Genomic DNA, 23223 nt, shown 5'->3' with positions numbered 1-23223 from the left:
CAAGAATCGTTTTTAACAAGGAGGTGCCCACAGGAATGCTTATTAAAACTGGTGACAAGGTCCGCGTGATCGCTGGCAAGGACAAAGGCAAGGAAGGTACGATTTCCAAGGTCTTTGCAGCCAAGAACCGTGTGATTGTCAAAGGCGTCAACATGATCAAGAAACACCAAAAGGCTTCTCAATCGAACCCTCAAGGTGGCATCCTTGATGTTGAAGCACCAATTCACGCATCCAACGTTATGCTTATCGATCCTTCGAACAACGAACCAACCCGGCTTGGCGTTCGTATCGAAGATGGTCACAAAGTCCGGTTCGCGAAAAAGTCCGGCGAAACCATCGACAAATAATCCGCGAAAGGAGGAATAACATTTCATGTCAGCTCGTTTAAAAGAAAAGTACGTTAATGAAATTACGCCATCTATGATGGATAAGTTCAGTTACAGTTCAATTATGCAGACTCCTAAGATCGACAAGATCGTCTTGAACATGGGTGTTGGTGACGCGGTCTCCAACGCTAAGAATCTGGACGAAGCCGTTGAAGAACTCGGTTTGATTTCTGGTCAAAAGCCATTGGTTACTAAGGCCAAGAAGTCAATCGCGACCTTCCGTCTTCGTGAAGGTATGTCCATTGGGGCCAAGGTTACCCTGCGTGGCGACCGGATGTACGAATTCCTGGATAAATTGATCAACGTGTCATTGCCACGTGTTCGTGACTTCCATGGTGTTAGCTCCCGCTCCTTTGATGGTCGCGGTAACTACACTCTGGGTGTTAAGGAACAATTGATCTTCCCAGAAATCAACTTTGATAACGTTAACCGTGTCCGTGGTTTGGACATTGTCATCGTTACGACGGCAAACACCGATGAAGAGTCTCATGAATTACTGGCTCAATTCGGCATGCCATTTGCACACTAAAAAGGAGGTCCATACAATTGGCTAAGAAATCACAAATTGCTAAGAACAAGCGTCCTGCGAAGTTTTCTACTCAAGCATATACTCGTTGCGAACGTTGTGGACGTCCACACTCTGTTTATCAAAAGTTCCACCTTTGCCGTATCTGCTTACGGGAATTAGCCCACAAGGGTCAAATTCCTGGCATGAAGAAGGCTAGCTGGTAAACCGAATTTTAAACAAAGGGAGGGAAAACGTTAATGTCCATGACTGATCCTATTGCAGACTTCTTGACGCGGATTCGTAACGCCAACATGGTTCGTCACGAATCACTCGAAGTACCTGCATCAAAAATTAAACGTGACATCGCTGAAATCCTGAAGCGCGAAGGGTTCATCCGGAACGTGGAATACATCGATGACGACAAGCAAGGCATTATCCGCGTATTCTTAAAGTACGGTAAGGATAACCAACGTGTCATCAGTGGTTTGAAGCGTATTTCAAAGCCCGGCTTACGTTCATACGTTAAGGCCGACGCTGTACCAAAGGTATTGAACGGTTTAGGTATCGCCATTATCTCCACCTCTGAAGGGGTTATTACTGATAAAGAAGCGCGGGCCAAGAAAATCGGTGGCGAAGTTCTCGCCTACGTTTGGTAAAACTTTAAAAAGACAGGAGGTGCCTTACTGTGAGTCGTATTGGTTATAAAACGGTTGTTGTTCCTGCCGGCGTTGAAGTTAAGCGCGACGGGGACCAAGTTACGGTCAAGGGTCCTAAGGGTTCCTTAACGCGTACTTTTGCATCCGAAATCTCAATGAAGATTAGTGACGGTGCGGTTGATTTCGACCGTCCTAACGATAACAACAAGATGCGGGCCTTACATGGTACGCAACGTGCCAACCTTAACAACATGGTTGAAGGGGTTGTCAACGGTTTTGCGAAGACCTTGAAGCTCGTCGGTGTTGGGTACCGTGTTCAATTGAAAGGTAACGACCTGATTTTGAGCGTTGGTTACTCCAACCCAGTGCACATGGATGTTCCTGAAGACCTGGATGTTAAGGTCCCAGATAACACCACGATCAACATTGCTGGTATCAGCAAGCAAGAAGTCGGCGACTTTGCTGCCGAAGTTCGTGCCGTTCGTTCCCCAGAACCTTACAAGGGTAAGGGTATCCGTTACGAAAACGAATATGTTCGGATTCGTGAAGGTAAGACCGGTAAGTAAACTTAAAGCAGCTTAATTGCTGAAATTTTTCAAAGAGGTGACTATTTTGATTACGAAACCAGATAAAAACAAGACGCGTCAAAAGCGTCATGGACGTGTCCGGAACAAAATTTCTGGTAATGCAGAACGCCCACGCTTAAACGTATTCCGCTCTAACAAAAACATCTACGCTCAAGTAATTGATGACGTAGCGGGTGTAACGCTTGTTAGTGCCTCTACGTTAGACGATGGTGTTAATGGCGACAACAAGACCGACCAAGCTGCGGCTGTCGGTGCTTTAATTGCCAAGCGTGCCGTTGAAAAGAAGATTGAAAATGTTGTGTTTGACCGTGGCGGGTACTTGTACCATGGCCGTGTTCAAGCGCTAGCGGAAGCTGCTCGTGAAAACGGGCTCAAATTTTAATAGTAAGGAGGAATAACCACACATGGCAAAGTTTATTGATCCCGACAAGTTGGAACTAGAAGACAACGTCGTTGCTATCAACCGGATTACGAAGGTTGTTAAAGGTGGTCGTCGTCTGCGATTTGCTGCTCTTGTCATTGTCGGCGATAAGAACGGTCACGTTGGCTTCGGTACTGGTAAAGCACAAGAAGTTCCAGAAGCTATCCGTAAGGCTGTTGAAGCCGCTCAGAAGAACCTGATCGAAGTTCCAATCGTGGGAACGACCATTCCTCACGAAATTATTGGTAACTACGGTGGTGGGAAGATCTTGTTGAAGCCTGCTGCTGAAGGTTCTGGAGTTGCCGCTGGTGGTGCCGTACGTTCCGTCATGGAATTAGCCGGTGTTGCCGATGTTACTTCAAAGCGTTTAGGTTCCAACACGCCTGTTAACGCTGTTCGGGCTACTTTCGAAGGTCTTGAACGTTTGAAGCGTGCTGAAGAAGTTGCTGCCCTCCGTGGCGTATCACTTCAACACTTAGCTGAATAAGGAGGAGTTCTAAGATGGCTCAATTGAAAGTTACTTTAATTCATAGTGCTGCTCACCGTCTCCCTAAACAGCGTAAAATCGTTGAAGCAATGGGCTTAAAGCGAGTTAACAGCTCTGTTTTACAACCCGACAACGAAGCTACTCGTGGTGCGCTTTTCCAAATCGCCCACTTGATTAAGGTTGAAGAAGTTAAGTAGTACTCATATCATTAAATAAGGAGGTGCGCAATAGCATGAAGTTGAATGAATTGAAACCTGCTGAAGGCTCACGTAAGGTCCGTAACCGGGTTGGTCGTGGTGACTCATCTGGTAACGGTAAGACCTCTGGTCGTGGCCAAAAGGGTCAAAAGGCTCGTAGCAAGACCCGTTTGGGCTTTGAAGGTGGCCAAATGCCATTGTACCGTCGGATTCCAAAGCGTGGGTTTACCAACATTAACCGTAAGGAATTTGCTGTCGTAAACTTGGACGCTTTGAACGTCTTCGATGATGGTGCTGAGGTTAACCCAGCTGCATTGGTTGAAGCCGGAATCGTGAAAAACGAAAAGGCTGGCATCAAGATCTTGGGTAATGGCGAACTGAAGAAGAAGTTGACGGTCAAGGCCGCTAAGTTCTCCAAGTCCGCTAGCCAAGCTATCGAAGCTGCTGGTGGTAAGACTGAGGTGATTTAATGCTATCAAGCTTGAAAAACGCCTTTAAGATTAAAGACATTCGTAATAAGATTCTCTTTACTCTAATGGTTTTGATCGTCTTCCGGCTTGGAACGTACATTACGGTACCTGGCATTAACGCGAAGGCTCTTCAAAGCGTTGCGTCTTCTGGATTGGTTAGTATTTTAGATACCTTTAGTGGTGGTGGGTTGACCAACTACTCCATCTTTGCGATGGGGGTGTCGCCTTACATCACTGCACAAATCGTTATTCAATTGTTACAAATGGACATCGTTCCACGTTTCGTGGAATGGAGTAAGCAAGGGGACGTTGGTCGGCGGAAGTTAAACCAAGCAACGCGTTATCTCGCGATTGTTTTGGCTTTCGTCCAGTCTATCGGGATCACGGCTGGTTTCAGTGCCTTAAGTTCACTGAAGTTGGTTGAGAACCCGAGTGTGCAGACATACTTAGCGATTGGGTTAATCCTGACCGGTGGGACTATGTTGACCACTTGGATGGGTGATATGATTACCGACCGCGGATTAGGTAATGGTATTTCGATGATTATCTTCGCCGGAATTGTTGCCCGGACCCCGAAGTCGGTTTACCAACTTTACCAAACTTACTTTGTCGATGCGGATAAGGGAACTTTATGGCAAAGTGTCTTGTTCATCATTGCGTTGATCGTGATTGTTTTAGTCATCGTTACGTTCGTAACGTGGGTTCAACAAGCCGAACGGCGGGTGCCGATTCAATACACGCGGCGGGTATCTGGTTCGCCAGATAGCAGCTACTTACCATTAAAGGTCAACGTTGCCGGGGTTATTCCTGTTATCTTCGCAAGTTCGTTTATTGCGACGCCACAAACTATTTTGATGGCGTTCCAAAACGCGCATTCGCAAGATACGTGGTACCGTACCTTATCGGATATTTTCAATATGCAAACGGTCGACGGAGCCATTTTGTACACCGTTCTGATCATTGTGTTCACGTTCTTCTATGCGTTCGTCCAAGTTAACCCAGAAAAGTTATCTGAGAACCTGCAAAAGCAGGGCAGTTACATTCCTGGTGTCTGGCCTGGTCACGAAACACAGTCATACGTTTCCAGATTATTGATGCGACTCTCAACGGTCGGGTCACTGTTCTTAGGATTCGTATCCTTGATTCCGTTGTTAGCCCAAAACCTGTGGGACTTAGATGAGTCCATCGGGTTAGGGGGAACTAGCCTCTTAATCGTGGTTGGTGTGGCCATCGAAACGATGCGTCAAATTGACGGATTAATGATGAAGCGCGAATACGTTGGCTTTATCCAAGATCCAGAACCAGCTTAATGAGTTTCCAGCGGGTGTGTTGAATTCTTTTAGCACACCTGCTTGTGTATTTAAGGCTAAGTTTACGATTAGGAAATGAGGAGTTCGAACATGACAGCAATGAACTTAATTCTTATGGGTCTGCCAGGTGCCGGTAAAGGGACTCAGGCTCAAAAGATTATTGAAGAGTTCCACTTACCACACATCTCAACGGGAGACATCTTCCGTGATGCGATGAAGAACGAAACTGAAATGGGCGTTGCCGCGAAAAAGTTCATCGACAAAGGTGAATTGGTTCCCGACGAAGTCACGAACGGGATCGTTAAAGATCGGTTGGCTCAGGATGATGTGAAGGACGGCTTTATGTTGGACGGGTATCCCCGTTCACTGGCTCAAGCTGAAGCATTGGACAGCTTTGGCCCAGAATTAGGTCGGACGATCAATGCCGTGATCAACATTCATGTTGAACCGGATGTGTTGGTAGAGCGGTTATCCGGTCGGTTTATCTGCCGGACTTGTGGCGCCACTTACCACAAGCTCTACAATAATCCCAAGGTTGCAGGCACTTGTGATGTCTGCGGCGGTCATGACTTCTACCAACGGGAAGACGACAAGCCGGAAACGGTGAAGAATCGCTTGGCGGTTAATCTTAAGATGAACACGCCACTGGTTGATTACTACACCAAGAAGAACTTGTTGTACACCGTTGATGGTGACCGGGACATCGATGACGTCTACGTCGACATCGAAAAAATCCTCAAAACCCTTTAAGCTAACACTCTTCTTGCGTCAGCAAGGGAATTATGGTAAGCTTATTCAGGTTTAGCCTGTAAATGGCGCGCTGTCGCAATTCGCAGGTGCAAGGTGGGGAGACGAATCGTGTCCCTGCCACTTTTCCACGTGTTTTGAACACAATCAAAAGGGAGGTACTTTCGTGGCGAAGAGCGATGTCATTGAAGTCGAAGGTAAAGTTACTGAAACATTACCTAACGCGATGTTTCGGGTCGAATTAGAAAACGGTCATGAGATTCTTGCTCACGTTTCTGGTAAGATTCGGATGCACTACATCCGAATCCTGCCTGGTGATCGAGTAACTGTTGAAATGTCACCGTATGACTTGTCTAAAGGCCGGATTACTTATCGTTTTAAGTAAACCGTCTTTGACAGAAGTAGGAGGGTTATCATGAAAGTAAGACCATCAGTTAAGCCAATGTGCGAACACTGCAAGGTTATCAAGCGTAAGGGCCGAGTTATGATCATTTGCTCTGCCAACCCTAAGCACAAACAACGCCAGGGTAAGTAATTTAATTTAACAGGAGGTGCAAGTAATGCCACGTATTGCTGGAGTGGATTTACCACGTGATAAGCGTATCGCTTATGGTTTGACTTACATTTTCGGAATTGGTATCAACACGGCACACAAGATTGTTGCTGATGCTGGTGTCTCCGAAGACGTACGAGTTCGCGACTTAACGCCAGACCAAGAAGACAAGGTCCGGGCAGAAGTCGACAAGTACAAGGTTGAAGGTGACTTACGTCGTGAAGTCAGCTTAAACATCAAGAACTTACAAGAAATGGGTTCATACCGTGGGATGCGTCACCGTCGCGGTTTGCCAGTTCGCGGTCAACATACCAAGAACAACGCCCGCACTCGTAAGGGTAAAGCCGTATCGATTGCCGGGAAGAAGAAGTAATTAAGTAATAAGGGAGGTTTAAATCTTTTATGGCTACTAGAAGAACTAGTCGCAAGCGTCGGGTCAAGAAGAATATTGAATCCGGTGTTGCGCACATTCATGCTACGTTTAACAATACTTTAGTAATGATCACTGACGTTCAAGGGAACGCAATTGCGTGGTCATCAGCCGGTGCCTTAGGTTTCAAGGGTAGTCGGAAGTCAACGCCATTCGCCGCACAAATGGCTGCCGAAGCTGCTGCTAAGGCATCTATGGAACACGGTGTAAAGTCCGTTGAAGTTGCTGTTAAGGGTCCTGGTTCAGGACGTGAATCTGCTATTCGTGCAATCCAAGCTACTGGTATCGAAGTTACGGCTATTCGTGACGTGACGCCAGTGCCTCATAACGGTACTCGTCCTCCAAAGCGTCGTCGGGTTTAATTGAGCGTTTCATTTATGAAGGTATCCTTCATGATGGGATTGACTTATAGGAGCTCAACGCGGTTTGAAAGGGGTAAACGATAAGAATGATTGAATTTGAAAAGCCTAACATTCATAAAATTGATGAGAGCAGCAATTACGGCAAGTTTATTGTCGAACCGTTGGAACGAGGTTATGGGACTACCTTAGGGAACTCATTACGTCGGATCCTGCTTTCTTCATTACCTGGTGCAGCCGTTACCAGCATTCAAATCGACGGGGTTCTGCATGAGTTTTCGACTATCGAAGGCGTCGTTGAAGACGTTACGCAGATTATCTTGAACGTCAAGAAAATCGCGTTGAAGCTTAATGGCGCTGACGATCAGGAAGAAACGATGGAGATCAACGTTAAGGGACCTGCACAGGTCACTGCCGGTGATATCGTCGCTGGGGCGGATGTTGATGTGTTGAACCCAGACCTGTACATTGCGACGGTCGCTGATGGGGCAACCTTCCACATGCGAATGACAGCAGATAAGGGCCGTGGCTATGTTTCCGCTGACGAAAACAAAGCTCGGAATACCGAAATGCCAATTGGTGTTTTAGCTGTTGATTCGATCTACACCCCAATCGAACGGGTTAACTACCAAGTAGAGAATGCACGGGTCGGCCAACGGGCTGACTATGATAAATTGACCCTAGATGTTTGGACGAACAGTTCAATCAATCCTAGCGAGGCCATTTCATTAGCTGCGAAAATCTTGACCGAACACTTAGCAATGTTTGTTGACCTAACGGACGAAGCTAAGAATGCGGAAATCATGGTTGAAAAGGAAGAAACTCACAAGGAAAAGATGCTTGAGATGACTATCGAAGAGCTCGACTTGTCAGTTCGTTCTTACAACTGCTTGAAGCGTGCTGGTATCAACACGGTTCAAGAATTGACTAACAAGACGGAAGCGGACATGATGAAGGTTCGTAACTTGGGTCGCAAGTCCCTGGAAGAAGTTAAGGCAAAGTTAGCCGATCTCGGTTTGTCACTTCGGAAAGAAGACTAATTTTAGACACTCAAAGGAGGGTTTCTGGTTATGAGTTACCGTAAATTACAACGGACTAGTTCTCAACGTAAAGCTTTATTACGCGACTTGACCACTAGTTTAATCTTAAACGGTCGGATCGAAACGACTGAAGCACGCGCTAAAGAAGTTCGTAAGACTGCCGACAAGATGATCACGTTAGGTAAGCAAGGCGACTTGCACGCCCGGCGTCAAGCTGCTGCGTTCGTTCGTAACGTAGTTGCCGATGTTAAGGAAGACGGCGATGACATCAAAGTTACCAGCGCATTGCAAAAGCTGTTCAGCGAATTAGCACCTAAGTACGCGGACCGTAACGGTGGTTACACGCGGATCTTAAAGACGATGCCTCGTCGCGGTGATGGTGCTGCAATGGCAATCTTGGAATTCGTTGACTAATCTGATTAGTTAAGGTTTTCGGGCTGATCGCGCCCCTTAGTGTGCGGTAATAGGTAACACATAAATCACTAGGACCATGTGGTATAGAGCGTTATGATGATGGGATTTCCCCGAGTCTAGCTTGAATGGGGGCGAAAGCCTCAGCGCCGCTGGTTTGTTAGTGATTTTTTTGTACCCAAAATTCGATGGCTGACGGACAATGGGAGAAGCCCTACGAATGTTGGTGATTCTTTGGTATAATTAGCGGTGACTTTTTAAAGGGAGAATCTGCGCGAATGGCAAATATTATTGAAGTACAACAACTTTCATACCAGTATCCCGATAGTGGCGACCGGCACGCCTTAGACCGGGTGAGCTTTGATGTTCACCAAGGGGAGTGGCTAGCCATCGTGGGCCATAACGGGAGTGGTAAATCTACTTTGGCCCGAGCGATTGACGGCCTGTTGCCCTTCAAGGAGGGAACGGTCACGGTCGGAGGGATTCAACTGTCTCCTGAGACGGTCTGGGATGTTCGGGCGCAGATTGGGATGATCTTTCAGAACCCGGATAATCAATTTGTGGGTGCCACGGTCGCCGATGACGTTGCCTTTGGGTTGGAGAATCGACAGGTTCCGCGTGCGACCATGCAAAAACGGGTCCAAGCAGCGCTAGCTAAGGTTGGCATGACGCAGTTTGCACACCGTGAGCCGGCTTCGTTGTCGGGCGGTCAGAAGCAACGCGTCGCCTTGGCTGGTGTTGTGGCCATTGCGCCTAAGATCTTAATCTTGGATGAAGCAACCAGCATGTTAGATCCCCAAGGACGCCAGGCCGTCTTAGAACTCGTACGTGAGTTACGCCAAACGCAGCAACTGACCGTTATTTCGATTACACACGATATTGATGAAGCTGCCAGCGCTGACCGAATCTTGGTGTTGGATGACGGTCGATTAATCGAAGAAGCGACTCCCGCAACAATTTTTGCGCGGGGAACGGCGCTGATTCAAACGGGATTAGACGTTCCCTTCACGGTGAAGTTAGCCGCTGAGTTACGCGCCCGAGGAATCGCCGCTCCGCAGGACTTTCAAACCACAGAAGAAATGGAGGCGTGGCTATGTCAATCGCTTTTAAACACGTCGACTACACCTACCAAGCAGGGACGCCCTTAGCAACGCCAGCTTTAACGGATATTTCCTTAACGGTGCCGGATCATGGCTACTTGGCCATCATTGGCCATACGGGGAGTGGAAAATCAACGCTGATTCAACAGCTGAACGCACTACTTAAGCCCACAGCCGGTGAGATTCAAATCGACCAGTTTACGATTACGCCGCAGACGACTAACGCTGCTTTAAAACCTTTGCGGCAACACGTGGGCATGGTCTTTCAATTCCCTGAGAGTCAGCTGTTCGAAGAGACGATTCAAAAAGACATTGCTTTCGGTCCCCGTAACTTTGGGGCCAGTGTTGACCAGGCCAATCAATTAGCCACCACCATGTTGGATCTAGTTGGATTGGATGCCAGCTATGCCCAACGCTCACCGTTTGACCTCTCAGGGGGCCAGATGCGCCGGGTCGCAATTGCCGGTGTTTTGGCCATGCACCCCCAAATCTTAGTGCTGGACGAACCTACTGCGGGGTTAGATCCGCAGGGGCGCCAAGAAATGATGGCCCTCTTTGACCGATTACACCGAGAACAGGGATTAACCATCGTCTTAGTGACCCATCAAATGGAAGATGTGGTGGCTTACGCTGAGCAGGTCGCGGTGATGCAAGGCGGGCGACTGGTCAAGACGGGAACACCGCAGGAAATCTTTCAAGATCCTGCGTGGCTACGAGCCCACCAGCTGGATGTCCCGCGAGCGGCTAAATTCGCCCAGAAATTGGCGCAGCGGGGCGTTCAATGGCCAGCGGGTCTCCCGCTAAGCGCGGAGGCTTTAGCCGATTCCATCGCCCAGCAGTGGCCGCAGGGAGGTGGCACCCATGTCTAAGTTTATTTTTGGCCGGTACCTGCCCTTAAATTCGGTGGTGCATCGTCTCGATCCCCGGAATAAACTACTTCTTAGTTTTTGTTATATTATTTTGGTCTTTTTAGCAAATAGCTGGGTGAGCTACCTCATCTTGATTATCTTAACGTTGGGGGCCATCGCAGCCTCGAAGATTAAGTTGGGATTTTTAATGCGGGGAATCCGGCCCCTGATTTGGTTGATTATTTTTACGGTGTTATTGCAGATTTTATTTAGTCCCGTAGGCGGACAAGTCTACTGGCATTGGGCGTTTATTAATATCACCCAGTCAGGATTGATCAATGCCGGGTTTATTTTTATTCGGTTCTTATTAATCATTATGATGTCGACGCTGCTGACCCTGTCCACCCAACCGCTGGACATTGCTACCGGGTTAGCGTCATTAATGCGTCCTTTGCGGTGGTTACACGTTCCCGTAGATACTCTTGCCATGATGCTTTCAATCGCGCTACGGTTCGTGCCTACGTTGATGGATGAAGCGCAGAAGATCATGAACGCGCAGCGGGCCCGCGGGGTCGATTTTGGCGAAGGGGGCCTGGTCAAGCAGGCCAAATCCCTGATTCCATTGATGGTTCCGCTATTTATGAGTGCCTTTAACCGCGCAGAGGACCTGTCAACCGCGATGGAAGCCCGCGGGTACCAGGACAGTGAACATCGCAGTCAGTACCGTATCTTAACTTGGCAACGACGGGATACGGTGACTTGGATTATTTTTGGGGTGGGGTTGGTCCTCATCCTGATTAGTCGTCGTTGGTGAGAGAGGATAAACTATGCAACGCTATAAAGTAACTTTGATGTATGATGGAACGGCTTTTGCTGGTTTTCAGCGGCAACCCAATAAACGGACCGTTGAAGGCGTCTTGACCCAAATCGTGAACAAAATGGCCAAGCATCCCGATCCGGCGATTGTCGTCTACGGCTCGGGGAGAACGGATGCGGGGGTCCATGCCTTAGCGCAGGTCGTGCATTTCGACCTACCGTTTGTGATCCCAGCGGCGAATATGCATAAGGGACTCAACAGTATGTTACCGTTAGATATGGAGATCACTAAGGTGGAGTTGGTGCCAGAGACCTTCCATGCCCGGTACGACGTTTCGGGTAAACGCTATCTGTACCGCATGGATCTAGGCGAGTTCCGTAACCCCTTTAAGCGGAACTACACTGGTCACTGGAAATTCCCAGTGGACTTAGCGAAGATTCGGCTGGCGTTAGCGGACCTGGTAGGGGAACATGACTACACCAGTTTTGTTGCCTCGGGCGCGCAGACGCGGACGTTTGTCCGGACCATCTACGAAGCCACTTGTCGGGTAGATCAGGCCAATAACGAACTGGTCTTTGAATTCTACGGCAACGGCTTTATGTATAATCAGATTCGAATCATGGTGGGGGTCTTGGTGGAGATTGGGTCGGGGACCCGGCCGGTCCATGACGTGCTACGGCTCTATCAAGTTAAGGACCGTCGGCAGGCACGGCGCACCGCCCCGGCAGCGGGACTCTATCTTAAGCACGTCTATTACCAGGGTGAAGATCCGCAACATCCAACTAAATTGCCACCCCATCAACGATAAAGTCCTGAAATTTTCAGTGCCGGGGTAATCAGCCATTGACTTTAGCCGGTTTTCTTTGTATTATGGTCATTGGTATTGTTTGCCCCACGATAAGCCCCGGAAAGTTTACTTGGTGTCAGACAAACACAGATTTATGGAGGAATTTAACGTGCGTACAACTTATATGGCAAAACCAAACGACGTTGACCGTAAATGGTACATCGTCGACGCAACTGACGTTAGTTTAGGTCGGCTTGCTTCCGTCGTCGCTTCTATCTTACGTGGTAAGAACAAGCCAACGTTCACCCCTAACGTGGACACTGGTGATAACGTGATCGTTATCAACGCCAGCAAGATTGCTTTGACTGGCCGTAAGACCACGGACAAGATTTACTACCACCATACTCACTTCGCTGGTGGTTTGAAGTCACGGACCGCTGGTAACTTCCGGGATGAAAACCCTGAAAAGTTAATCGAAACTTCTGTCCAAGGCATGCTTCCGAAGAACTCATTAGGTCACCAAATGGCCTTGAAGCTTCACGTTTATGCTGGTGAAGACCACAAGCATGAAGCACAAAAGCCAGAAGTCTTAGACATCACGAACCTAATTTAAGGAGGAAACCCAATTGGCACAAGTTCAATATCGCGGCACTGGCCGTCGTAAAAACTCTTCTGCCCGTGTACGTTTAGTACCCGGTTCAGGTAAGATTGTCATGAACAACAAGGCAATCGAAGATTACATTCCATTTGCAAGTATCCGTGAAGTGGTTTTACAACCCTTCAACGTTACGGAAACGCTTGGTAACTACGATGCTTTAGTTACTGTACGTGGTGGCGGTTTCTCTGGCCAAGCTGGAGCTACTCGTCATGGGATCGCACGGGCTTTGCTCGAAGTTGACCCAGACTTCCGTGGCCCATTGAAGCGTGCAGGTCTGTTGACCCGTGACGCTCGAATGAAAGAACGGAAGAAGCCAGGTCTCAAGAAGGCCCGGAAAGCTTCACAATTCTCCAAGCGTTAATCTCAGGATTACCTTGGTGCAACCAAAAGGCGCTCACAGCGATGTGGGGCCTTTTTTGGTTTGTTTAGCAAAACGCCTTCCCAAGCGTGCCGATTGCGTTCAATTGAAGACCGGCACTAAACTAGGGGTGGTATTAGAGAAGGGGAGGATTTTTAATGATGCCAGAATCTGTTTTAAATCAACGCATCACCTTAAATAACGGTGTTACGATGCCACGGTTAGGCTTAGGCTCTTGGAAGGCGTCCAACACGGCGACTGATCAGGCGGTGAGTGCAGCCATTCAACAGGGCTACCGGTTGATTGATACCGCTAAACAGTATGGTAACGAAGCCGGCGTGGGTGCTGGGATTCGCAATGGTCTGTTAGCGACGGGATTGAATCGAAAAGACCTCTTTGTGACTACTAAGGTATATAACGGCGATCAGGGGTATGACAGCACGCTACGGGCTTTCGATCAGACTTTGAAGCAGTTGCAACTTCATTACGTCGATCTTTATTTGATTCACTGGCCAGTCGATGGGAAGTATATCGACACTTGGCGCGCCTTAGAGGAACTCTATCGTAATGGTCAGGTACGCGCGATTGGGGTTTCCAACTTTGACCAAGAACGTCTCACGAACTTATTGGACAAGACAGCGGTGACGCCAGTGGTCAATCAGATGGAATTCAATCCGCTTAATCAAGAGCGCGGATTACGCCAGTTGATGCGGCTCACCGGGATCCAGTTAGAAGCTTGGTCCCCATTAGGCGGCGGGGCATCGTTGAATCAACCCGTGATTCAAGAATTGGCGCACAAGTACCATAAGACGCCCGCACAAATTATCTTACGGTGGGATTATCAAGAAAATATTGTGACGATTCCTAAGTCCGTTCATTCCGGGCGTATCTTGGAAAACAGCCAGATTGGCGACTTTACGTTGAGTGAGCATGACGTGGCGGCCATCCAAGCGCTCGACCAGGAGAAGCGGGGCTTGTGGTATGAGGACTTTGCTTGGCATAACCCGACGGATCCCAAAGCGATGAAGGATTTTGTCTCATCTTGGGATGATACGGCTAAGTATCAGAAGTAACCATTAGTGTATCAAAAGTGGCCTAAGGCGAATGTCTTAGGCCACTTTCTGTTGGATTAGATTTTTACCGCAGGAGGTACCCGCCGTCTACGGGTAACATGACCCCCGTGACGTAATCGGAAGCGGCGCTGGCCAGAAAGACCATGGGTCCCATGAGTTCGTCCGGGACGCCCCAGTCACCGGAAGGGATGTGCGCTTTGATTTCGGGCCCCCGGACCGGGTCTTGCTGGAGTGCGACGGTCATGTCCGTCTTAATGTAGCCGGGTGCTAGGCCATTGACCTGGATATGGTAAGGTGCCAGCGCGTCAGCGTAGGCTTTAGTTAGGCCTAAGACGGCGTGTTTACTGGCGGTGTAAGGGAAGATGTACTTTCCTGCCCGGTAGGACTGCATGGACCCAATGTTGATGATTTTACCGTGACCTTGTGGGACCATCACTTGGGCGGCAGCGTGTGATAGGTAGTAGAGGGCGTTGAGGTTGACATCGATGACCCGTTGCCAATCAGCGTCTTTAAAGGCCAAGACGTCATCCCGTCGTTGCATCCCCGCGTTATTGACCAGGATATCTAGGTGGCCGAAACGGTCAATGACCTGTTGGATGATTCGGGGGGCACACCCTTCTTCCGTGATGTCTTGTTGCAGAAAAGCAATTTGGTGGCCGTTCGCTTCAACTTTTTGTCGGGTAGTCTCCCAGCCGGTCTGTTGCCGACTGACCACGAAGATATCAGCCCCGTATAGCGATAAGGCTATGGCGTAGTTTTGGCCTAAACCACTAGCCCCACCAGTAATCAGTGCCACTTTACCGGTTAAATCAAAACTTTGACGATTAAATGTAGACATTTGCGTCACCCCTTCGAAAGATTAAAAGCCTCTGGCGTTAATATAGGCTGGTGGCAGGCGCCCTGTCAACGGCCAATATTTAGGGACCGGTGTTGGGGAGAGAAATTGGCAAGAATCGCTTGCGTTATCCCGGGAATAAGGCTTAAGCTAGTGAGAGATATTTAAAGACATAAGGCAGGCACATATGAAAAAACTGGTAAAATTGAACTTTTTTAATACATTATCGAAGAAAATGGTCTTCGGATTCATTCTGCTGATTATTCTGGGGACCATTCTTCTGAGTCTGCCGATTGCAACGGTTCATCAGCAAGGAACGGCCTTTATTGACGTCGTGTTCACGGCCGCTTCGGCGACCTGTATCACGGGGTTAACCGTGGTGAACACCGCGGCCCATTGGTCGATTTTTGGCCAGTTGGTGATCTTGGGGATGGCTGAAATTGGGGCGTTGGGGTACATGACCTTTGCGGTGTTGCTCTTTAACATTATTCGGCGCCACCGTAGTATGGGACTGTCCACGCAATTATTGGTCAAAGAATCCCTGAACCTGGAAAACCTTAGTGATACCAAAAGTGTGATGAAGTACGTGATTGGGTTATCCGCCTTTTTTCAGATTGGCGGGGTCTTTTTATTGGCTTGGGACTTTGTTCCCCGGTTTGGTTGGAAACGGGGCCTTTACGTGTCGGTTTACCATTCCGTGATGTCGTTTTGTAACGCGGGCTTCGACGTATTTGGCAACAGCCTGATGGCCTTCCAAAATGATTCGTATGTGTTGATCGTGACGATTATCCTGATTGTAGGTGGGGGCTTAGGCTTCTTGGTCTGGCGTGACTTGTTGCTTTACCATGAACGTAAACGGTTAAGTTTGAACTCTAAGCTGACCTTGACCACTACGGGCACGTTATTCGTATTAGGTTTCGTTATTTTGCTGGTCACGGAAGGTAACCTCTCTAGTCTGGCGGGGAAGATGTCGTGGGTTAACCGCACCGTGAACACCCTATTCTTAAGTGTGACGCCCCGGACGGCGGGGATTATTACGCTACCGACGGACTCACTCCACTCCGGAAGTGTCTTCTTGATTATGATCCTGATGTTTGTCGGGGGGACCCCGGGCTCCACGGCCGGGGGGATCAAGACCACCACCTTTGGGGTCTTGATGCTCCAGAGCATTGCGCAGTTACGCGGGCGTGAGGACGTTGAGTTCAGCAAGCGGCGCTTCAGTCAAGCCAATATTAGCCGGGCCCTTTTGCTGGTTTTCTTGGCCAGCATTGTGATTACGCTGGCGACCCTAGTCTTGACGCAGACGGAAAAGATTCCACAGGGCTACGGCCTGGAGTACATTGTCTTTGAAGTGTTGTCTGCCTTCGGGACGGTGGGGTTAAGCCTAGGCCTAACCCCGCATTTGACGGTGATTGGTAAAGTGATTATCATGATTTTGATGTTCGTTGGCCGGGTTGGCATCTTTACGTCCTTATACGCCTTATCGAAACGGCAAACGCGGGTCAGCCGACTCCGGTATCCGGAAGAAAATATTTTGATTGGTTAGGGAGAACTTCTTATGAAAAAGAACTTTGCAGTCTTGGGACTCGGGCGTTTCGGTGAAGCCGTGGTCCGGACGTTAGCGAACATGCAACAAGATGTTTTAGCGGTGGATTGTCGCGAAGACCGGGTCAATGAACTGATGGACGTGGCCACGCAGACGTTGATTGCGGATACGCGGGATGAAGAGGTCTTGCGGCGACTGAATATCGACACTTTCGATTACGTGATCGTGGGAATTGGTAATAACATGGAAGCCAGTATTTTGACCACCCTGTTGGCGAAAGAGCAGGGGGCTAAAAAGGTGATTGCGAAGGCCGAAACCAGTGACCATGGTCGGGTCTTAAAGCGGGTCGGTGCGGACCAAGTGGTCTTCCCAGAACGGGACATGGGTCACGGCATTGCCCGAAAGCTATTATCGAACCATATCTTGAACTTCATTGACTTAAGTGAAGATTACACCCTGGCTGAAGTGGTGATCACGGACCCGACGTTTGTCGATCAGGATCTCGTGAAGCTCAACTTACGGCAACGGTTTGACTTGAACGTGATTGCCATTCAGCGGGGCAACGACGTCGATATCTCGCCACAACCCACGGCGGTCGTCCGGTTGCACGATGTGTTAACGGTGGTGGGACCGGTCAAGAGCGTGGAAGCGTTGGATGAAGCCTTGAAAAAGTAAAGCAGATTGGAAGCGATGACTGGGATTGACCGGTCATCGCTTTTTTAGAAGCCACCCATTGACAAGTGGACCGAATAAAATTAAAATGTGTTAATTAATCTAATCTTATTCTCATTTTAAATTTTTAGAAGGGAGGGACCAAGATGCACCAATCGTGGCACCTGTTTGTGAAGAAACCCGTTCAGACGGACCTTTATCGGAAGACGGGGTTGGCGAAGACCCTAACGGCGTTTAGTCTGACGACCATGGGAATCGGCGCCATTGTGGGGTCAGGTATCTTCATCACCCCGGGACTCATTGCGGCCAAGTATGCGGGCCCCGGCGTCATGTTTTCCTTTATGATTGCGGTCGTAGTCTGTGCGTTGGCCGCGCTGTGTTACTCGGAGTTTTCCTCGACCATTCCACTGGCCGGGAGTGCCTATACCTACGTGTACGCCGTCTTCGGTGAATTTGCCGCTTGGTTGTTAGGATGGGCGTTGATCTCGGAATATTTATTTGCGGTCTCGTCGGTCGCGGTGAGCTGGTCGTCGTACTTTCAGAACCTCTTACGCGGCTTCGGGGTGACCCTGCCGTCCTTTTGGCGGGCAGCGTCCGGCACGGCGGGCGTTCAGGGCGGGGGCATCGACATCATTGCGTTAGGCATTACGCTGATCGTGGCGGGCTTGCTCTCACAGGGCATCCGGGAGTCGGCTAAGGTCAATAACGTCATGGTAGTGGTTAAGATCTTGGTGATTCTCTTATTTATCGGCATCGCGATTTTCTACGTCCGGCCAGCTAACTACCACCCGCTATTGCCATTTGGGGTCAACGGTGTCTTTAAGGGAGCCGCGGTGGCCTTTTACGCGTATATTGGGTTTGATGCCGTTTCGACGGCGAGTGAGGAAGTCAAGAATCCTAAGCGAAATATGCCGATTGGTATCATTGCGTCCTTGCTAGTGGCGGCGGTTCTTTACATTGGGTTAGCCGCAGTCCTGGTTGGCGTGGTCCCTTATAGTCGGTTGAACGTTGCCGACCCGGTGGCCTTAGCACTCAACCTGATTCACCAGGATTGGGCAGCGGGCGTGGTTTCCTTTGGGGCCATTGTGGGGATGACGACGGTCCTGATTGTGATGTCCTACGGGGGAACCCGGTTGCTCTTTGCGATTAGTCGGGATGGCCTGTTACCACGGCCCCTGATGCGCTTGAACACCAAGACTCAGGTTCCCGTGGTCAATACTTGGATCTTTGGGGGGATTGCGAGTGTCTTTGCGGCCGTGATTCCCATTGATAAGATTGCGGAGCTCGTGAATATCGGGACCCTGTCGGCGTTTGCCATGGTCTCGTTAGGAATCGTCTTCTTACGGCGAGACGCACGGTTCAAGAACCTCGATACGGCCTTTAAGGTTCCCGGCTATCCCTGGTTACCCATTATTTCGTTTTTAGCCTGCCTTTATCTGATGAGTCAGCTCCAGCGGTTCACCTGGGAGGCCTTCGGAATCTGGGTGGTCATTGGTCTGTTGGTTTATGGCGGTTACGGGTATCATCACAGTCGGGTACGGTCAGAATTGGTCAACCGATAACGCTTACATCAGTGGTAAGATAGACCCAAGACTATCTTAGGGAGTGACGAGATGCGTTATTTAACCAGTGAAAGTACAGATATTCGCCGCAACTTGGCGGTGGAGACCTATCTCATGGAACATGCCGATTTGACGGAACCGATTTTGTATTTCTATATTAATTCTCCATGCATTATTGTGGGCCGATACCAGAACGTTCTAGCGGAGATCAACCAACAGTACGTCCGGGATCACCAGATTATTTTGACCCGACGGACATCTGGCGGTGGTGCGGTCTACGATGACTTGGGGAATGTCAGCTTTAGCTTCATTACCCGAGACGATGGGGATGCTGTGGGGAATTTCAAGCGGTTCACGGATCCGGTGATTAAGGCCCTCCATCAAATGGGGGCCACTGGTGCGGCGATGACCGGTCGGAACGACTTGACGATCAATGGTCAAAAATTCTCCGGTAATGCAATGCACGTGGAACGAGGACGTATGTTCTCCCACGGAACCTTGATGTATGACGTTGATCAGACCCAGATTGCCAACGCCTTAAATGTGCCGGCGGATAAATTGGCCACTAAAGGCATCAAGTCGGTCAAGAGTCGGGTGACGAACTTGCGCCCGTACTTTGAGCCTAAGTACCAACACCTGACGATCGAAGCGTTTCGGGATACCTTGGCCAAAGAAATCTTGGGGGTCACGGACTTAGCGGCAGCTCGACGCTACCAATTGACCGCGACGGATCAGGAAGGCATTCAGCAACTGGTCGACCAGTACTTTAATAATTGGGACTGGATCTACGGAAGTGATCCAGACTATGCCGTGACGCGACGGAAGCATTTTGCGGCCGGAACCGTCGAATTTGACCTGAACGTGGTCCAGGGACATATCGCAGCGATTCAGATTCACGGGGACTTCTTCGGTCAGCGGCCCATTACGGAGGTCACTGACCGGTTGCAAGGCATTGCGTACACGCCTGAAGCGATTCAAGCAGTCTTTGCACAACTGGATGTCGCCAGTTACTTCGGTAAGATTCCGGCAGCGGCACTGGTGCAATTATTGGCGGAACAACCGCAGGATGCTTAATTCTTGGGTTTTGGTAAAGATTCAGGGGGGCTTAGAAATCTTTAAGATGCACTCCCTATAATGGGGGAATCAGTAAATCCCGCACCATTGTAACCATGCGGGCGAAAGGATGGCTAACTAAGCAATGCAACGACGACAAATCAGACGGCGACACCCAGTTCGAAATACCCTCCTGTTTCTCCTACTCGCGTTAATCATCGGTGGGGTGGCTTACGGGATGCATCGCTATCAGAGTCTCCAGAACTCCGTTAAGCAATCCTATAAGGCTTCGGGCGTGACGAAATTGCGGAACGTGAATAAGCAACTCGCACAAAAAAAGCCGATTTCGATCCTGTTGATGGGGACGGATACCGGGGCCCTAGGTCGGACGTTTCAAGGACGTACGGATAGCATGATGGTGGTGACCATCAATCCAACGACCAATAAGACGACGATTACCAGTATCCCGCGGGACACGGCCGTCAACATCCCCGGGTATGAGAACCTTTCGCCCGCGAAGATCAACGCAGCCTACGCGTACGGAAAGTCCAAAACGGCCATTACCACCGTTCAAAAAATGTTGAACATCCCCATTGATTTCTACGCCATCATCAACATGGGGGGAATGGAAAAGATCATCGATGAAGTGGGTGGGGTGACCCTGAAGCCGTCCCTTAGCTTTAGTTACGGCGGGTTCACGTTTAAAAAGGGGGTCGCCACCCACATGAACGGGAAGAAGGCCTTAGCTTACGCGCGGATGCGGGATGATGACCCTAAAGGGGATTATGGACGTCAAACGCGGCAACGGAAGGTCATTATGGCGTTGTTGAATCAAAGTAATTCGGTTTCGACGTTGCTAAACCAGGACTTTATTAGTTCCTTGAGTAAGCAGACCCAGACTGACTTGACCTTCAATGACCTGACTGCGTTGGTCCGTAGCTACCGGAGTGCGACCCACCACATCAAGAGTACCCACTTACAGGGAACCAGTGAGATGTTGAATGCGCAAAGTATGGAAGTGGCGAGTCAAAAAGAACTCCAACGGGTCACGAACTTCATTCGGACGGGATTGGGGTTGGCTCACGCCACGACCGGTCAGATTGCGTTAACCACTGACCAGGATTCAACGGGCCAAGCAACCAGTACCACAACTGCACAGAATGGTGAGAATAGCGGTGGCGGTGGTTACTAAATTATGGCAAACTAAATGAGCATCCCGTTTTTGGGGTGCTCATTTTTAATCACCATCGAGTTTGAGTAAGTGGGGCTTGCCGTAGAACCAGCCTTGGCGGTAGTCGATGCCGAGATCGTTGGCCATATCGTGTTCGGCTTGATTTTCGACCCCTTCCAGGATCAGCCGTAAGCGGTGCTGGTCAGCAACCTGTTTCCAAAAGGCAAGGGCATCGGGAATCTCAGCGGCCCGCCCTTCCTGACGAAAATTCTGCATGGCGAATTTGATTTCGCTCGCGTAGGGAAGAATCGGTTTGATGTGGTCGTAGGTGTTAATCCCCGTGCCGATATCATCTAGGCTGAGTTGGATGCCATGTTCGTCAAAGTAGTGAACTTGGTCAATAATTTGTTGGTTCGTTACATGTTGGTCGGTCACTTCTTCGGTGACTTCCAAGACAAGGTTCATTGGGTAAATCTGTTTTTGCGCGGATAGAATGGCTTGCGCGATGGTGGGGTCGATGAATTGGCTCTGGTTGGTGTTGAAAGAGACCGAGCCAACCTTTAAGATGATTTTCTGAGCGGTCCGGCGAATGAGATCGGCTTGGACGTCAATGGGGATGGACGCAAAATCGTGGGGGAGAACCCATTTACCAGCAACCTGTTGGCGAATTAAGAGTTCGTAACCAATCAACGAGTTATTGGACGCGTCCAATTGGGGTTGTAAAAAATAACGGTACATGACCAATCCTACCTCCTTAACTTGAGTCAGTGTCTTTATGATACTGTATTTTCTGGAAGCTGAGTAGCCCCACGGGCCTAAAAATAGCGATTTTTATGGGAACGTTCCCAGATAAGTCTGAATAACTAGCTTGGATAATGTATATTTTATGGTTTTAAGACGAAAAATGTTTTATAGTAGTGGTAGATGTTAATCTTATTAACCGCTAAAATAGCGAATCGGTTTATTAACGATGCGACTAATCGATTGAACTTTAATTAATGAGGAGCCTGATATCAATGACCTGGTCCATGTGGCTAGTTCCCCCGTTTGTGACTAGTATTTTCTTTGTGTTAGGGGTTATTACCCTGTACTGGTCAATCTTTAATTGGGTGACTGCAAAAGCAGAATCTTTGAATAAACCTGTCAATCTGAACCACGTCCAGATCTGGGTGGGGGCACTGTGTGCATCCGTATCGATCTTAGCGTTACAAATGTTGGTCCGGGACAGTCACCTATCGTGGACGTTCACGAGCTTCCAGTTACTGATTCTACTGTTCGTCGCGTATTTTCTCCAGATACGGATTCCTTATTGGATGATTGTCATTGTGGCGGTGGTGTTCATGCTGATCAACGGCAACATTCAAGAGCCGTTGTCGTGGGTATACACTTTCATCTTCGGGGCCTTTTACGTGGTGGCCTATGCGCAGAGCGTCCGGATGTGGCCGCATCCTCTAATGCGGTACCTCATGACGACGTTGATTTTTGCCATGGCACTGTGGCTCTTCGTCAAGTTTCGCTTCTCGCTTTCGTGGCGGACCTACGTTGAAGAGCTCATAACTACATGATCTTAGCAGGATTGATGTACGGGTACTTTAAGTTACAGAATAAAGACCGGCGAATCAAAGACCGGTTGTTCCAAGCGGCTAATTGGGATGCGCTGACACGCGTTAAGAATTACGCGGCGTACGACCGCGAGATTGGGTACCAATTTCAGCACAGTGTCGCCCATCACCGGGATTTAGCGATGATTATGTTCGATATCGACCATTTTAAGCATATTAATGATACCTACGGACATTTAGCCGGGGATGAAGTGTTAAAAGGGATTGCGAGTGCGGTCAGCAACGTCCTAAAAAAGGACGGCGAAACGCTGACGCTTTATCGGACCGGGGGTGAAGAGTTTAACGTGATCTTACCCGGTTATAAGGTCGAACAAGCACAAGCGGTCGCGCAAGATGTCTTCAACGCGGTGGCCCAATTATCCGTTAAGTACAATGAAAATGTGATTCACGTCACCTTGTCCATCGGTGTTTCTTCACTAGCAGTGAAGGACCGTAACCCGTTAGACTTCTACAAGCGAGTCGATGCTAACCTGTACCACTCAAAGAAAAACGGGCGGATGCAGATTACGGTCGATTAAGCGACGGGGATGAGTAGACGATTAAGATGAGGAGGCTTCTG

Annotated in this window: 33 protein-coding genes; 31 read left to right on the top strand and 2 right to left on the bottom strand. The window is 49.1% G+C overall.

Annotated features, from left to right (window positions below; genetic code table 11):
• Positions 1 to 35 precede the first annotated feature (35 nt).
• The 24 genes from rplX to FD30_RS03480 all read left to right on the top strand — a co-directional run bounded on the left by rplX (position 36) and on the right by FD30_RS03480 (position 14203).
• On the top strand, positions 36 to 347 hold the full coding sequence (rplX, locus tag FD30_RS03585; RefSeq protein WP_024746878.1) for a 50S ribosomal protein L24: 312 nt from the start codon (positions 36 to 38) through the stop codon (positions 345 to 347).
• A 25-nt stretch (positions 348 to 372) separates the two neighbouring features.
• Positions 373 to 915, top strand: a complete 543-nt coding sequence (rplE, locus tag FD30_RS03580) for a 50S ribosomal protein L5 (protein WP_024746879.1) — start codon at positions 373 to 375, stop codon at positions 913 to 915.
• A gap of 17 nt (positions 916 to 932) precedes the next feature.
• The gene (locus FD30_RS11405; RefSeq protein WP_011668486.1) at positions 933 to 1118 is read left to right on the top strand and encodes a type Z 30S ribosomal protein S14; all 186 of its coding nucleotides are present in this window, start codon (positions 933 to 935) and stop codon (positions 1116 to 1118) included.
• 33 nt (positions 1119 to 1151) lie between these two features.
• Positions 1152 to 1550 carry a 30S ribosomal protein S8 gene (rpsH, locus tag FD30_RS03575; RefSeq protein ID WP_024746880.1) on the top strand — a complete coding sequence of 133 codons (399 nt, stop codon included), beginning with the start codon at positions 1152 to 1154 and terminating at the stop codon, positions 1548 to 1550.
• A gap of 29 nt (positions 1551 to 1579) precedes the next feature.
• Complete coding sequence (gene rplF, locus FD30_RS03570) at positions 1580 to 2116, top strand: 50S ribosomal protein L6 (RefSeq protein WP_024746881.1); 537 nt, start codon at positions 1580 to 1582, stop codon at positions 2114 to 2116.
• A gap of 37 nt (positions 2117 to 2153) precedes the next feature.
• Positions 2154 to 2519, top strand: coding sequence for a 50S ribosomal protein L18 (rplR, locus tag FD30_RS03565; protein WP_056943913.1), 366 nt, complete (start codon positions 2154 to 2156; stop codon positions 2517 to 2519).
• A 22-nt stretch (positions 2520 to 2541) separates the two neighbouring features.
• A complete protein-coding gene (gene rpsE, locus FD30_RS03560; RefSeq protein ID WP_056943907.1) occupies positions 2542 to 3045 on the top strand; it encodes a 30S ribosomal protein S5 in 504 nt (167 codons plus the stop codon).
• Between the two features lie 14 nt (positions 3046 to 3059).
• A complete protein-coding gene (gene rpmD, locus FD30_RS03555; protein ID WP_024746884.1) occupies positions 3060 to 3242 on the top strand; it encodes a 50S ribosomal protein L30 in 183 nt (60 codons plus the stop codon).
• A 35-nt stretch (positions 3243 to 3277) separates the two neighbouring features.
• Complete coding sequence (gene rplO, locus FD30_RS03550; RefSeq protein ID WP_024746885.1) at positions 3278 to 3712, top strand: 50S ribosomal protein L15; 435 nt, start codon at positions 3278 to 3280, stop codon at positions 3710 to 3712.
• On the top strand, positions 3712 to 5022 hold the full coding sequence (gene secY, locus FD30_RS03545) for a preprotein translocase subunit SecY (protein ID WP_024746886.1): 1311 nt from the start codon (positions 3712 to 3714) through the stop codon (positions 5020 to 5022). Before rplO ends, secY begins: the two co-directional genes overlap by 1 nt.
• Positions 5023 to 5121: 99 nt before the next feature.
• Entirely contained in the window at positions 5122 to 5772 is a 651-nt protein-coding gene (locus tag FD30_RS03540) for an adenylate kinase (RefSeq protein WP_286162515.1), read from the top strand.
• Positions 5773 to 5935: 163 nt separating this feature from the next.
• Complete coding sequence (infA, locus tag FD30_RS03535; RefSeq protein WP_011668477.1) at positions 5936 to 6154, top strand: translation initiation factor IF-1; 219 nt, start codon at positions 5936 to 5938, stop codon at positions 6152 to 6154.
• A gap of 30 nt (positions 6155 to 6184) precedes the next feature.
• The gene (gene rpmJ, locus FD30_RS11400; RefSeq protein WP_008855781.1) at positions 6185 to 6304 is read left to right on the top strand and encodes a 50S ribosomal protein L36; all 120 of its coding nucleotides are present in this window, start codon (positions 6185 to 6187) and stop codon (positions 6302 to 6304) included.
• Between the two features lie 25 nt (positions 6305 to 6329).
• Complete coding sequence (rpsM, locus tag FD30_RS03530) at positions 6330 to 6695, top strand: 30S ribosomal protein S13 (RefSeq protein ID WP_024746888.1); 366 nt, start codon at positions 6330 to 6332, stop codon at positions 6693 to 6695.
• A gap of 29 nt (positions 6696 to 6724) precedes the next feature.
• A complete protein-coding gene (rpsK, locus tag FD30_RS03525) occupies positions 6725 to 7114 on the top strand; it encodes a 30S ribosomal protein S11 (RefSeq protein ID WP_024746889.1) in 390 nt (129 codons plus the stop codon).
• An 86-nt stretch (positions 7115 to 7200) separates the two neighbouring features.
• Entirely contained in the window at positions 7201 to 8151 is a 951-nt protein-coding gene (locus FD30_RS03520) for a DNA-directed RNA polymerase subunit alpha (protein ID WP_056943906.1), read from the top strand.
• Positions 8152 to 8181: 30 nt separating this feature from the next.
• Positions 8182 to 8565, top strand: a complete 384-nt coding sequence (gene rplQ, locus FD30_RS03515; protein WP_024746891.1) for a 50S ribosomal protein L17 — start codon at positions 8182 to 8184, stop codon at positions 8563 to 8565.
• Between the two features lie 275 nt (positions 8566 to 8840).
• On the top strand, positions 8841 to 9710 hold the full coding sequence (locus FD30_RS03510) for an energy-coupling factor ABC transporter ATP-binding protein (protein WP_056943905.1): 870 nt from the start codon (positions 8841 to 8843) through the stop codon (positions 9708 to 9710).
• Positions 9656 to 10531, top strand: a complete 876-nt coding sequence (locus tag FD30_RS03505; RefSeq protein WP_056943904.1) for an energy-coupling factor ABC transporter ATP-binding protein — start codon at positions 9656 to 9658, stop codon at positions 10529 to 10531. The genes FD30_RS03510 and FD30_RS03505 overlap by 55 nt, the downstream gene beginning before the upstream one ends.
• The gene (locus FD30_RS03500) at positions 10524 to 11324 is read left to right on the top strand and encodes an energy-coupling factor transporter transmembrane component T family protein (protein ID WP_056943903.1); all 801 of its coding nucleotides are present in this window, start codon (positions 10524 to 10526) and stop codon (positions 11322 to 11324) included. The genes FD30_RS03505 and FD30_RS03500 overlap by 8 nt, the downstream gene beginning before the upstream one ends.
• A gap of 13 nt (positions 11325 to 11337) precedes the next feature.
• Positions 11338 to 12135 carry a tRNA pseudouridine(38-40) synthase TruA gene (gene truA, locus FD30_RS03495; RefSeq protein ID WP_056943902.1) on the top strand — a complete coding sequence of 266 codons (798 nt, stop codon included), beginning with the start codon at positions 11338 to 11340 and terminating at the stop codon, positions 12133 to 12135.
• 148 nt (positions 12136 to 12283) lie between these two features.
• A complete protein-coding gene (gene rplM / locus FD30_RS03490) occupies positions 12284 to 12727 on the top strand; it encodes a 50S ribosomal protein L13 (protein ID WP_024746896.1) in 444 nt (147 codons plus the stop codon).
• Between the two features lie 13 nt (positions 12728 to 12740).
• On the top strand, positions 12741 to 13133 hold the full coding sequence (gene rpsI, locus FD30_RS03485; RefSeq protein WP_011668466.1) for a 30S ribosomal protein S9: 393 nt from the start codon (positions 12741 to 12743) through the stop codon (positions 13131 to 13133).
• A 158-nt stretch (positions 13134 to 13291) separates the two neighbouring features.
• Positions 13292 to 14203, top strand: a complete 912-nt coding sequence (locus tag FD30_RS03480; protein ID WP_056943912.1) for an aldo/keto reductase — start codon at positions 13292 to 13294, stop codon at positions 14201 to 14203.
• Positions 14204 to 14267: 64 nt separating this feature from the next.
• On the opposite strand, the gene FD30_RS03475 is transcribed toward FD30_RS03480, so the two are convergent.
• Positions 14268 to 15041: an SDR family NAD(P)-dependent oxidoreductase gene (locus tag FD30_RS03475; RefSeq protein ID WP_056943901.1), complete on the bottom strand. Its 774-nt coding sequence runs from the start codon at positions 15039 to 15041 to the stop codon at positions 14268 to 14270.
• Between the two features lie 184 nt (positions 15042 to 15225).
• Between FD30_RS03475 and FD30_RS03470 the strand changes: the two genes are divergently transcribed.
• The 5 genes from FD30_RS03470 to FD30_RS03450 all read left to right on the top strand — a co-directional run bounded on the left by FD30_RS03470 (position 15226) and on the right by FD30_RS03450 (position 21063).
• A complete protein-coding gene (locus FD30_RS03470) occupies positions 15226 to 16584 on the top strand; it encodes a TrkH family potassium uptake protein (protein ID WP_056943900.1) in 1359 nt (452 codons plus the stop codon).
• A gap of 12 nt (positions 16585 to 16596) precedes the next feature.
• A complete protein-coding gene (locus FD30_RS03465; protein WP_024746901.1) occupies positions 16597 to 17259 on the top strand; it encodes a potassium channel family protein in 663 nt (220 codons plus the stop codon).
• A gap of 143 nt (positions 17260 to 17402) precedes the next feature.
• Positions 17403 to 18818: an APC family permease gene (locus tag FD30_RS03460; RefSeq protein WP_056943899.1), complete on the top strand. Its 1416-nt coding sequence runs from the start codon at positions 17403 to 17405 to the stop codon at positions 18816 to 18818.
• A gap of 51 nt (positions 18819 to 18869) precedes the next feature.
• Positions 18870 to 19892, top strand: a complete 1023-nt coding sequence (locus tag FD30_RS03455; protein ID WP_056943898.1) for a lipoate--protein ligase — start codon at positions 18870 to 18872, stop codon at positions 19890 to 19892.
• Between the two features lie 124 nt (positions 19893 to 20016).
• Positions 20017 to 21063, top strand: coding sequence for an LCP family protein (locus FD30_RS03450; RefSeq protein ID WP_056943897.1), 1047 nt, complete (start codon positions 20017 to 20019; stop codon positions 21061 to 21063).
• Positions 21064 to 21108: 45 nt separating this feature from the next.
• Here FD30_RS03450 and FD30_RS03445 read toward each other — a convergent pair whose 3' ends face one another.
• Positions 21109 to 21780 (bottom strand): EAL domain-containing protein, encoded by a 672-nt coding sequence (locus FD30_RS03445; RefSeq protein WP_056943896.1) that lies wholly within the window; start codon positions 21778 to 21780, stop codon positions 21109 to 21111.
• Positions 21781 to 22172: 392 nt separating this feature from the next.
• Here FD30_RS03445 and FD30_RS11720 point away from each other — a divergent pair, with 392 nt between their 5' ends.
• Positions 22173 to 22607, top strand: coding sequence for a hypothetical protein (locus FD30_RS11720; protein ID WP_225426459.1), 435 nt, complete (start codon positions 22173 to 22175; stop codon positions 22605 to 22607).
• On the top strand, positions 22604 to 23182 hold the full coding sequence (locus FD30_RS11715) for a GGDEF domain-containing protein (protein ID WP_225426458.1): 579 nt from the start codon (positions 22604 to 22606) through the stop codon (positions 23180 to 23182). Before FD30_RS11720 ends, FD30_RS11715 begins: the two co-directional genes overlap by 4 nt.
• The last annotated feature ends 41 nt before the right edge of the window (positions 23183 to 23223 follow it).

Origin of the sequence: Levilactobacillus namurensis DSM 19117 (assembly GCF_001434785.1) — a bacterium.
In the GTDB taxonomy this organism is placed as follows: Bacteria; Bacillota; Bacilli; order Lactobacillales; family Lactobacillaceae; genus Levilactobacillus; species Levilactobacillus namurensis.
This window is presented reverse-complemented; position numbering and strand designations above follow the sequence as displayed.

Excerpts from the sequence above, each read along its gene's own strand:
- rplX (WP_024746878.1), top strand. The coding sequence starts at position 36 with ATGCTTATTAAAACTGGTGACAAGGTCCGCGTGATCGCTGGCAAGGAC.
- rplE (WP_024746879.1), top strand. The coding sequence starts at position 373 with ATGTCAGCTCGTTTAAAAGAAAAGTACGTTAATGAAATTACGCCATCT.
- rpsH (WP_024746880.1), top strand. The coding sequence starts at position 1,152 with ATGTCCATGACTGATCCTATTGCAGACTTCTTGACGCGGATTCGTAAC.
- rpsE (WP_056943907.1), top strand. The coding sequence starts at position 2,542 with ATGGCAAAGTTTATTGATCCCGACAAGTTGGAACTAGAAGACAACGTC.
- rpmD (WP_024746884.1), top strand. The coding sequence starts at position 3,060 with ATGGCTCAATTGAAAGTTACTTTAATTCATAGTGCTGCTCACCGTCTC.
- rplO (WP_024746885.1), top strand. The coding sequence starts at position 3,278 with ATGAAGTTGAATGAATTGAAACCTGCTGAAGGCTCACGTAAGGTCCGT.
- secY (WP_024746886.1), top strand. The coding sequence starts at position 3,712 with ATGCTATCAAGCTTGAAAAACGCCTTTAAGATTAAAGACATTCGTAAT.
- FD30_RS03540 (WP_286162515.1), top strand. The coding sequence starts at position 5,122 with ATGAACTTAATTCTTATGGGTCTGCCAGGTGCCGGTAAAGGGACTCAG.
- rpmJ (WP_008855781.1), top strand. The coding sequence starts at position 6,185 with ATGAAAGTAAGACCATCAGTTAAGCCAATGTGCGAACACTGCAAGGTT.
- rpsM (WP_024746888.1), top strand. The coding sequence starts at position 6,330 with ATGCCACGTATTGCTGGAGTGGATTTACCACGTGATAAGCGTATCGCT.
- rpsK (WP_024746889.1), top strand. The coding sequence starts at position 6,725 with ATGGCTACTAGAAGAACTAGTCGCAAGCGTCGGGTCAAGAAGAATATT.
- FD30_RS03520 (WP_056943906.1), top strand. The coding sequence starts at position 7,201 with ATGATTGAATTTGAAAAGCCTAACATTCATAAAATTGATGAGAGCAGC.
- rplQ (WP_024746891.1), top strand. The coding sequence starts at position 8,182 with ATGAGTTACCGTAAATTACAACGGACTAGTTCTCAACGTAAAGCTTTA.
- FD30_RS03510 (WP_056943905.1), top strand. The coding sequence starts at position 8,841 with ATGGCAAATATTATTGAAGTACAACAACTTTCATACCAGTATCCCGAT.
- FD30_RS03505 (WP_056943904.1), top strand. The coding sequence starts at position 9,656 with ATGTCAATCGCTTTTAAACACGTCGACTACACCTACCAAGCAGGGACG.
- FD30_RS03500 (WP_056943903.1), top strand. The coding sequence starts at position 10,524 with ATGTCTAAGTTTATTTTTGGCCGGTACCTGCCCTTAAATTCGGTGGTG.
- truA (WP_056943902.1), top strand. The coding sequence starts at position 11,338 with ATGCAACGCTATAAAGTAACTTTGATGTATGATGGAACGGCTTTTGCT.
- FD30_RS03480 (WP_056943912.1), top strand. The coding sequence starts at position 13,292 with ATGCCAGAATCTGTTTTAAATCAACGCATCACCTTAAATAACGGTGTT.
- FD30_RS03475 (WP_056943901.1), bottom strand. The coding sequence starts at position 15,041 with ATGTCTACATTTAATCGTCAAAGTTTTGATTTAACCGGTAAAGTGGCA.
- FD30_RS03470 (WP_056943900.1), top strand. The coding sequence starts at position 15,226 with ATGAAAAAACTGGTAAAATTGAACTTTTTTAATACATTATCGAAGAAA.
- FD30_RS03465 (WP_024746901.1), top strand. The coding sequence starts at position 16,597 with ATGAAAAAGAACTTTGCAGTCTTGGGACTCGGGCGTTTCGGTGAAGCC.
- FD30_RS03460 (WP_056943899.1), top strand. The coding sequence starts at position 17,403 with ATGCACCAATCGTGGCACCTGTTTGTGAAGAAACCCGTTCAGACGGAC.
- FD30_RS03455 (WP_056943898.1), top strand. The coding sequence starts at position 18,870 with ATGCGTTATTTAACCAGTGAAAGTACAGATATTCGCCGCAACTTGGCG.
- FD30_RS03450 (WP_056943897.1), top strand. The coding sequence starts at position 20,017 with ATGCAACGACGACAAATCAGACGGCGACACCCAGTTCGAAATACCCTC.
- FD30_RS03445 (WP_056943896.1), bottom strand. The coding sequence starts at position 21,780 with ATGTACCGTTATTTTTTACAACCCCAATTGGACGCGTCCAATAACTCG.
- FD30_RS11715 (WP_225426458.1), top strand. The coding sequence starts at position 22,604 with ATGATCTTAGCAGGATTGATGTACGGGTACTTTAAGTTACAGAATAAA.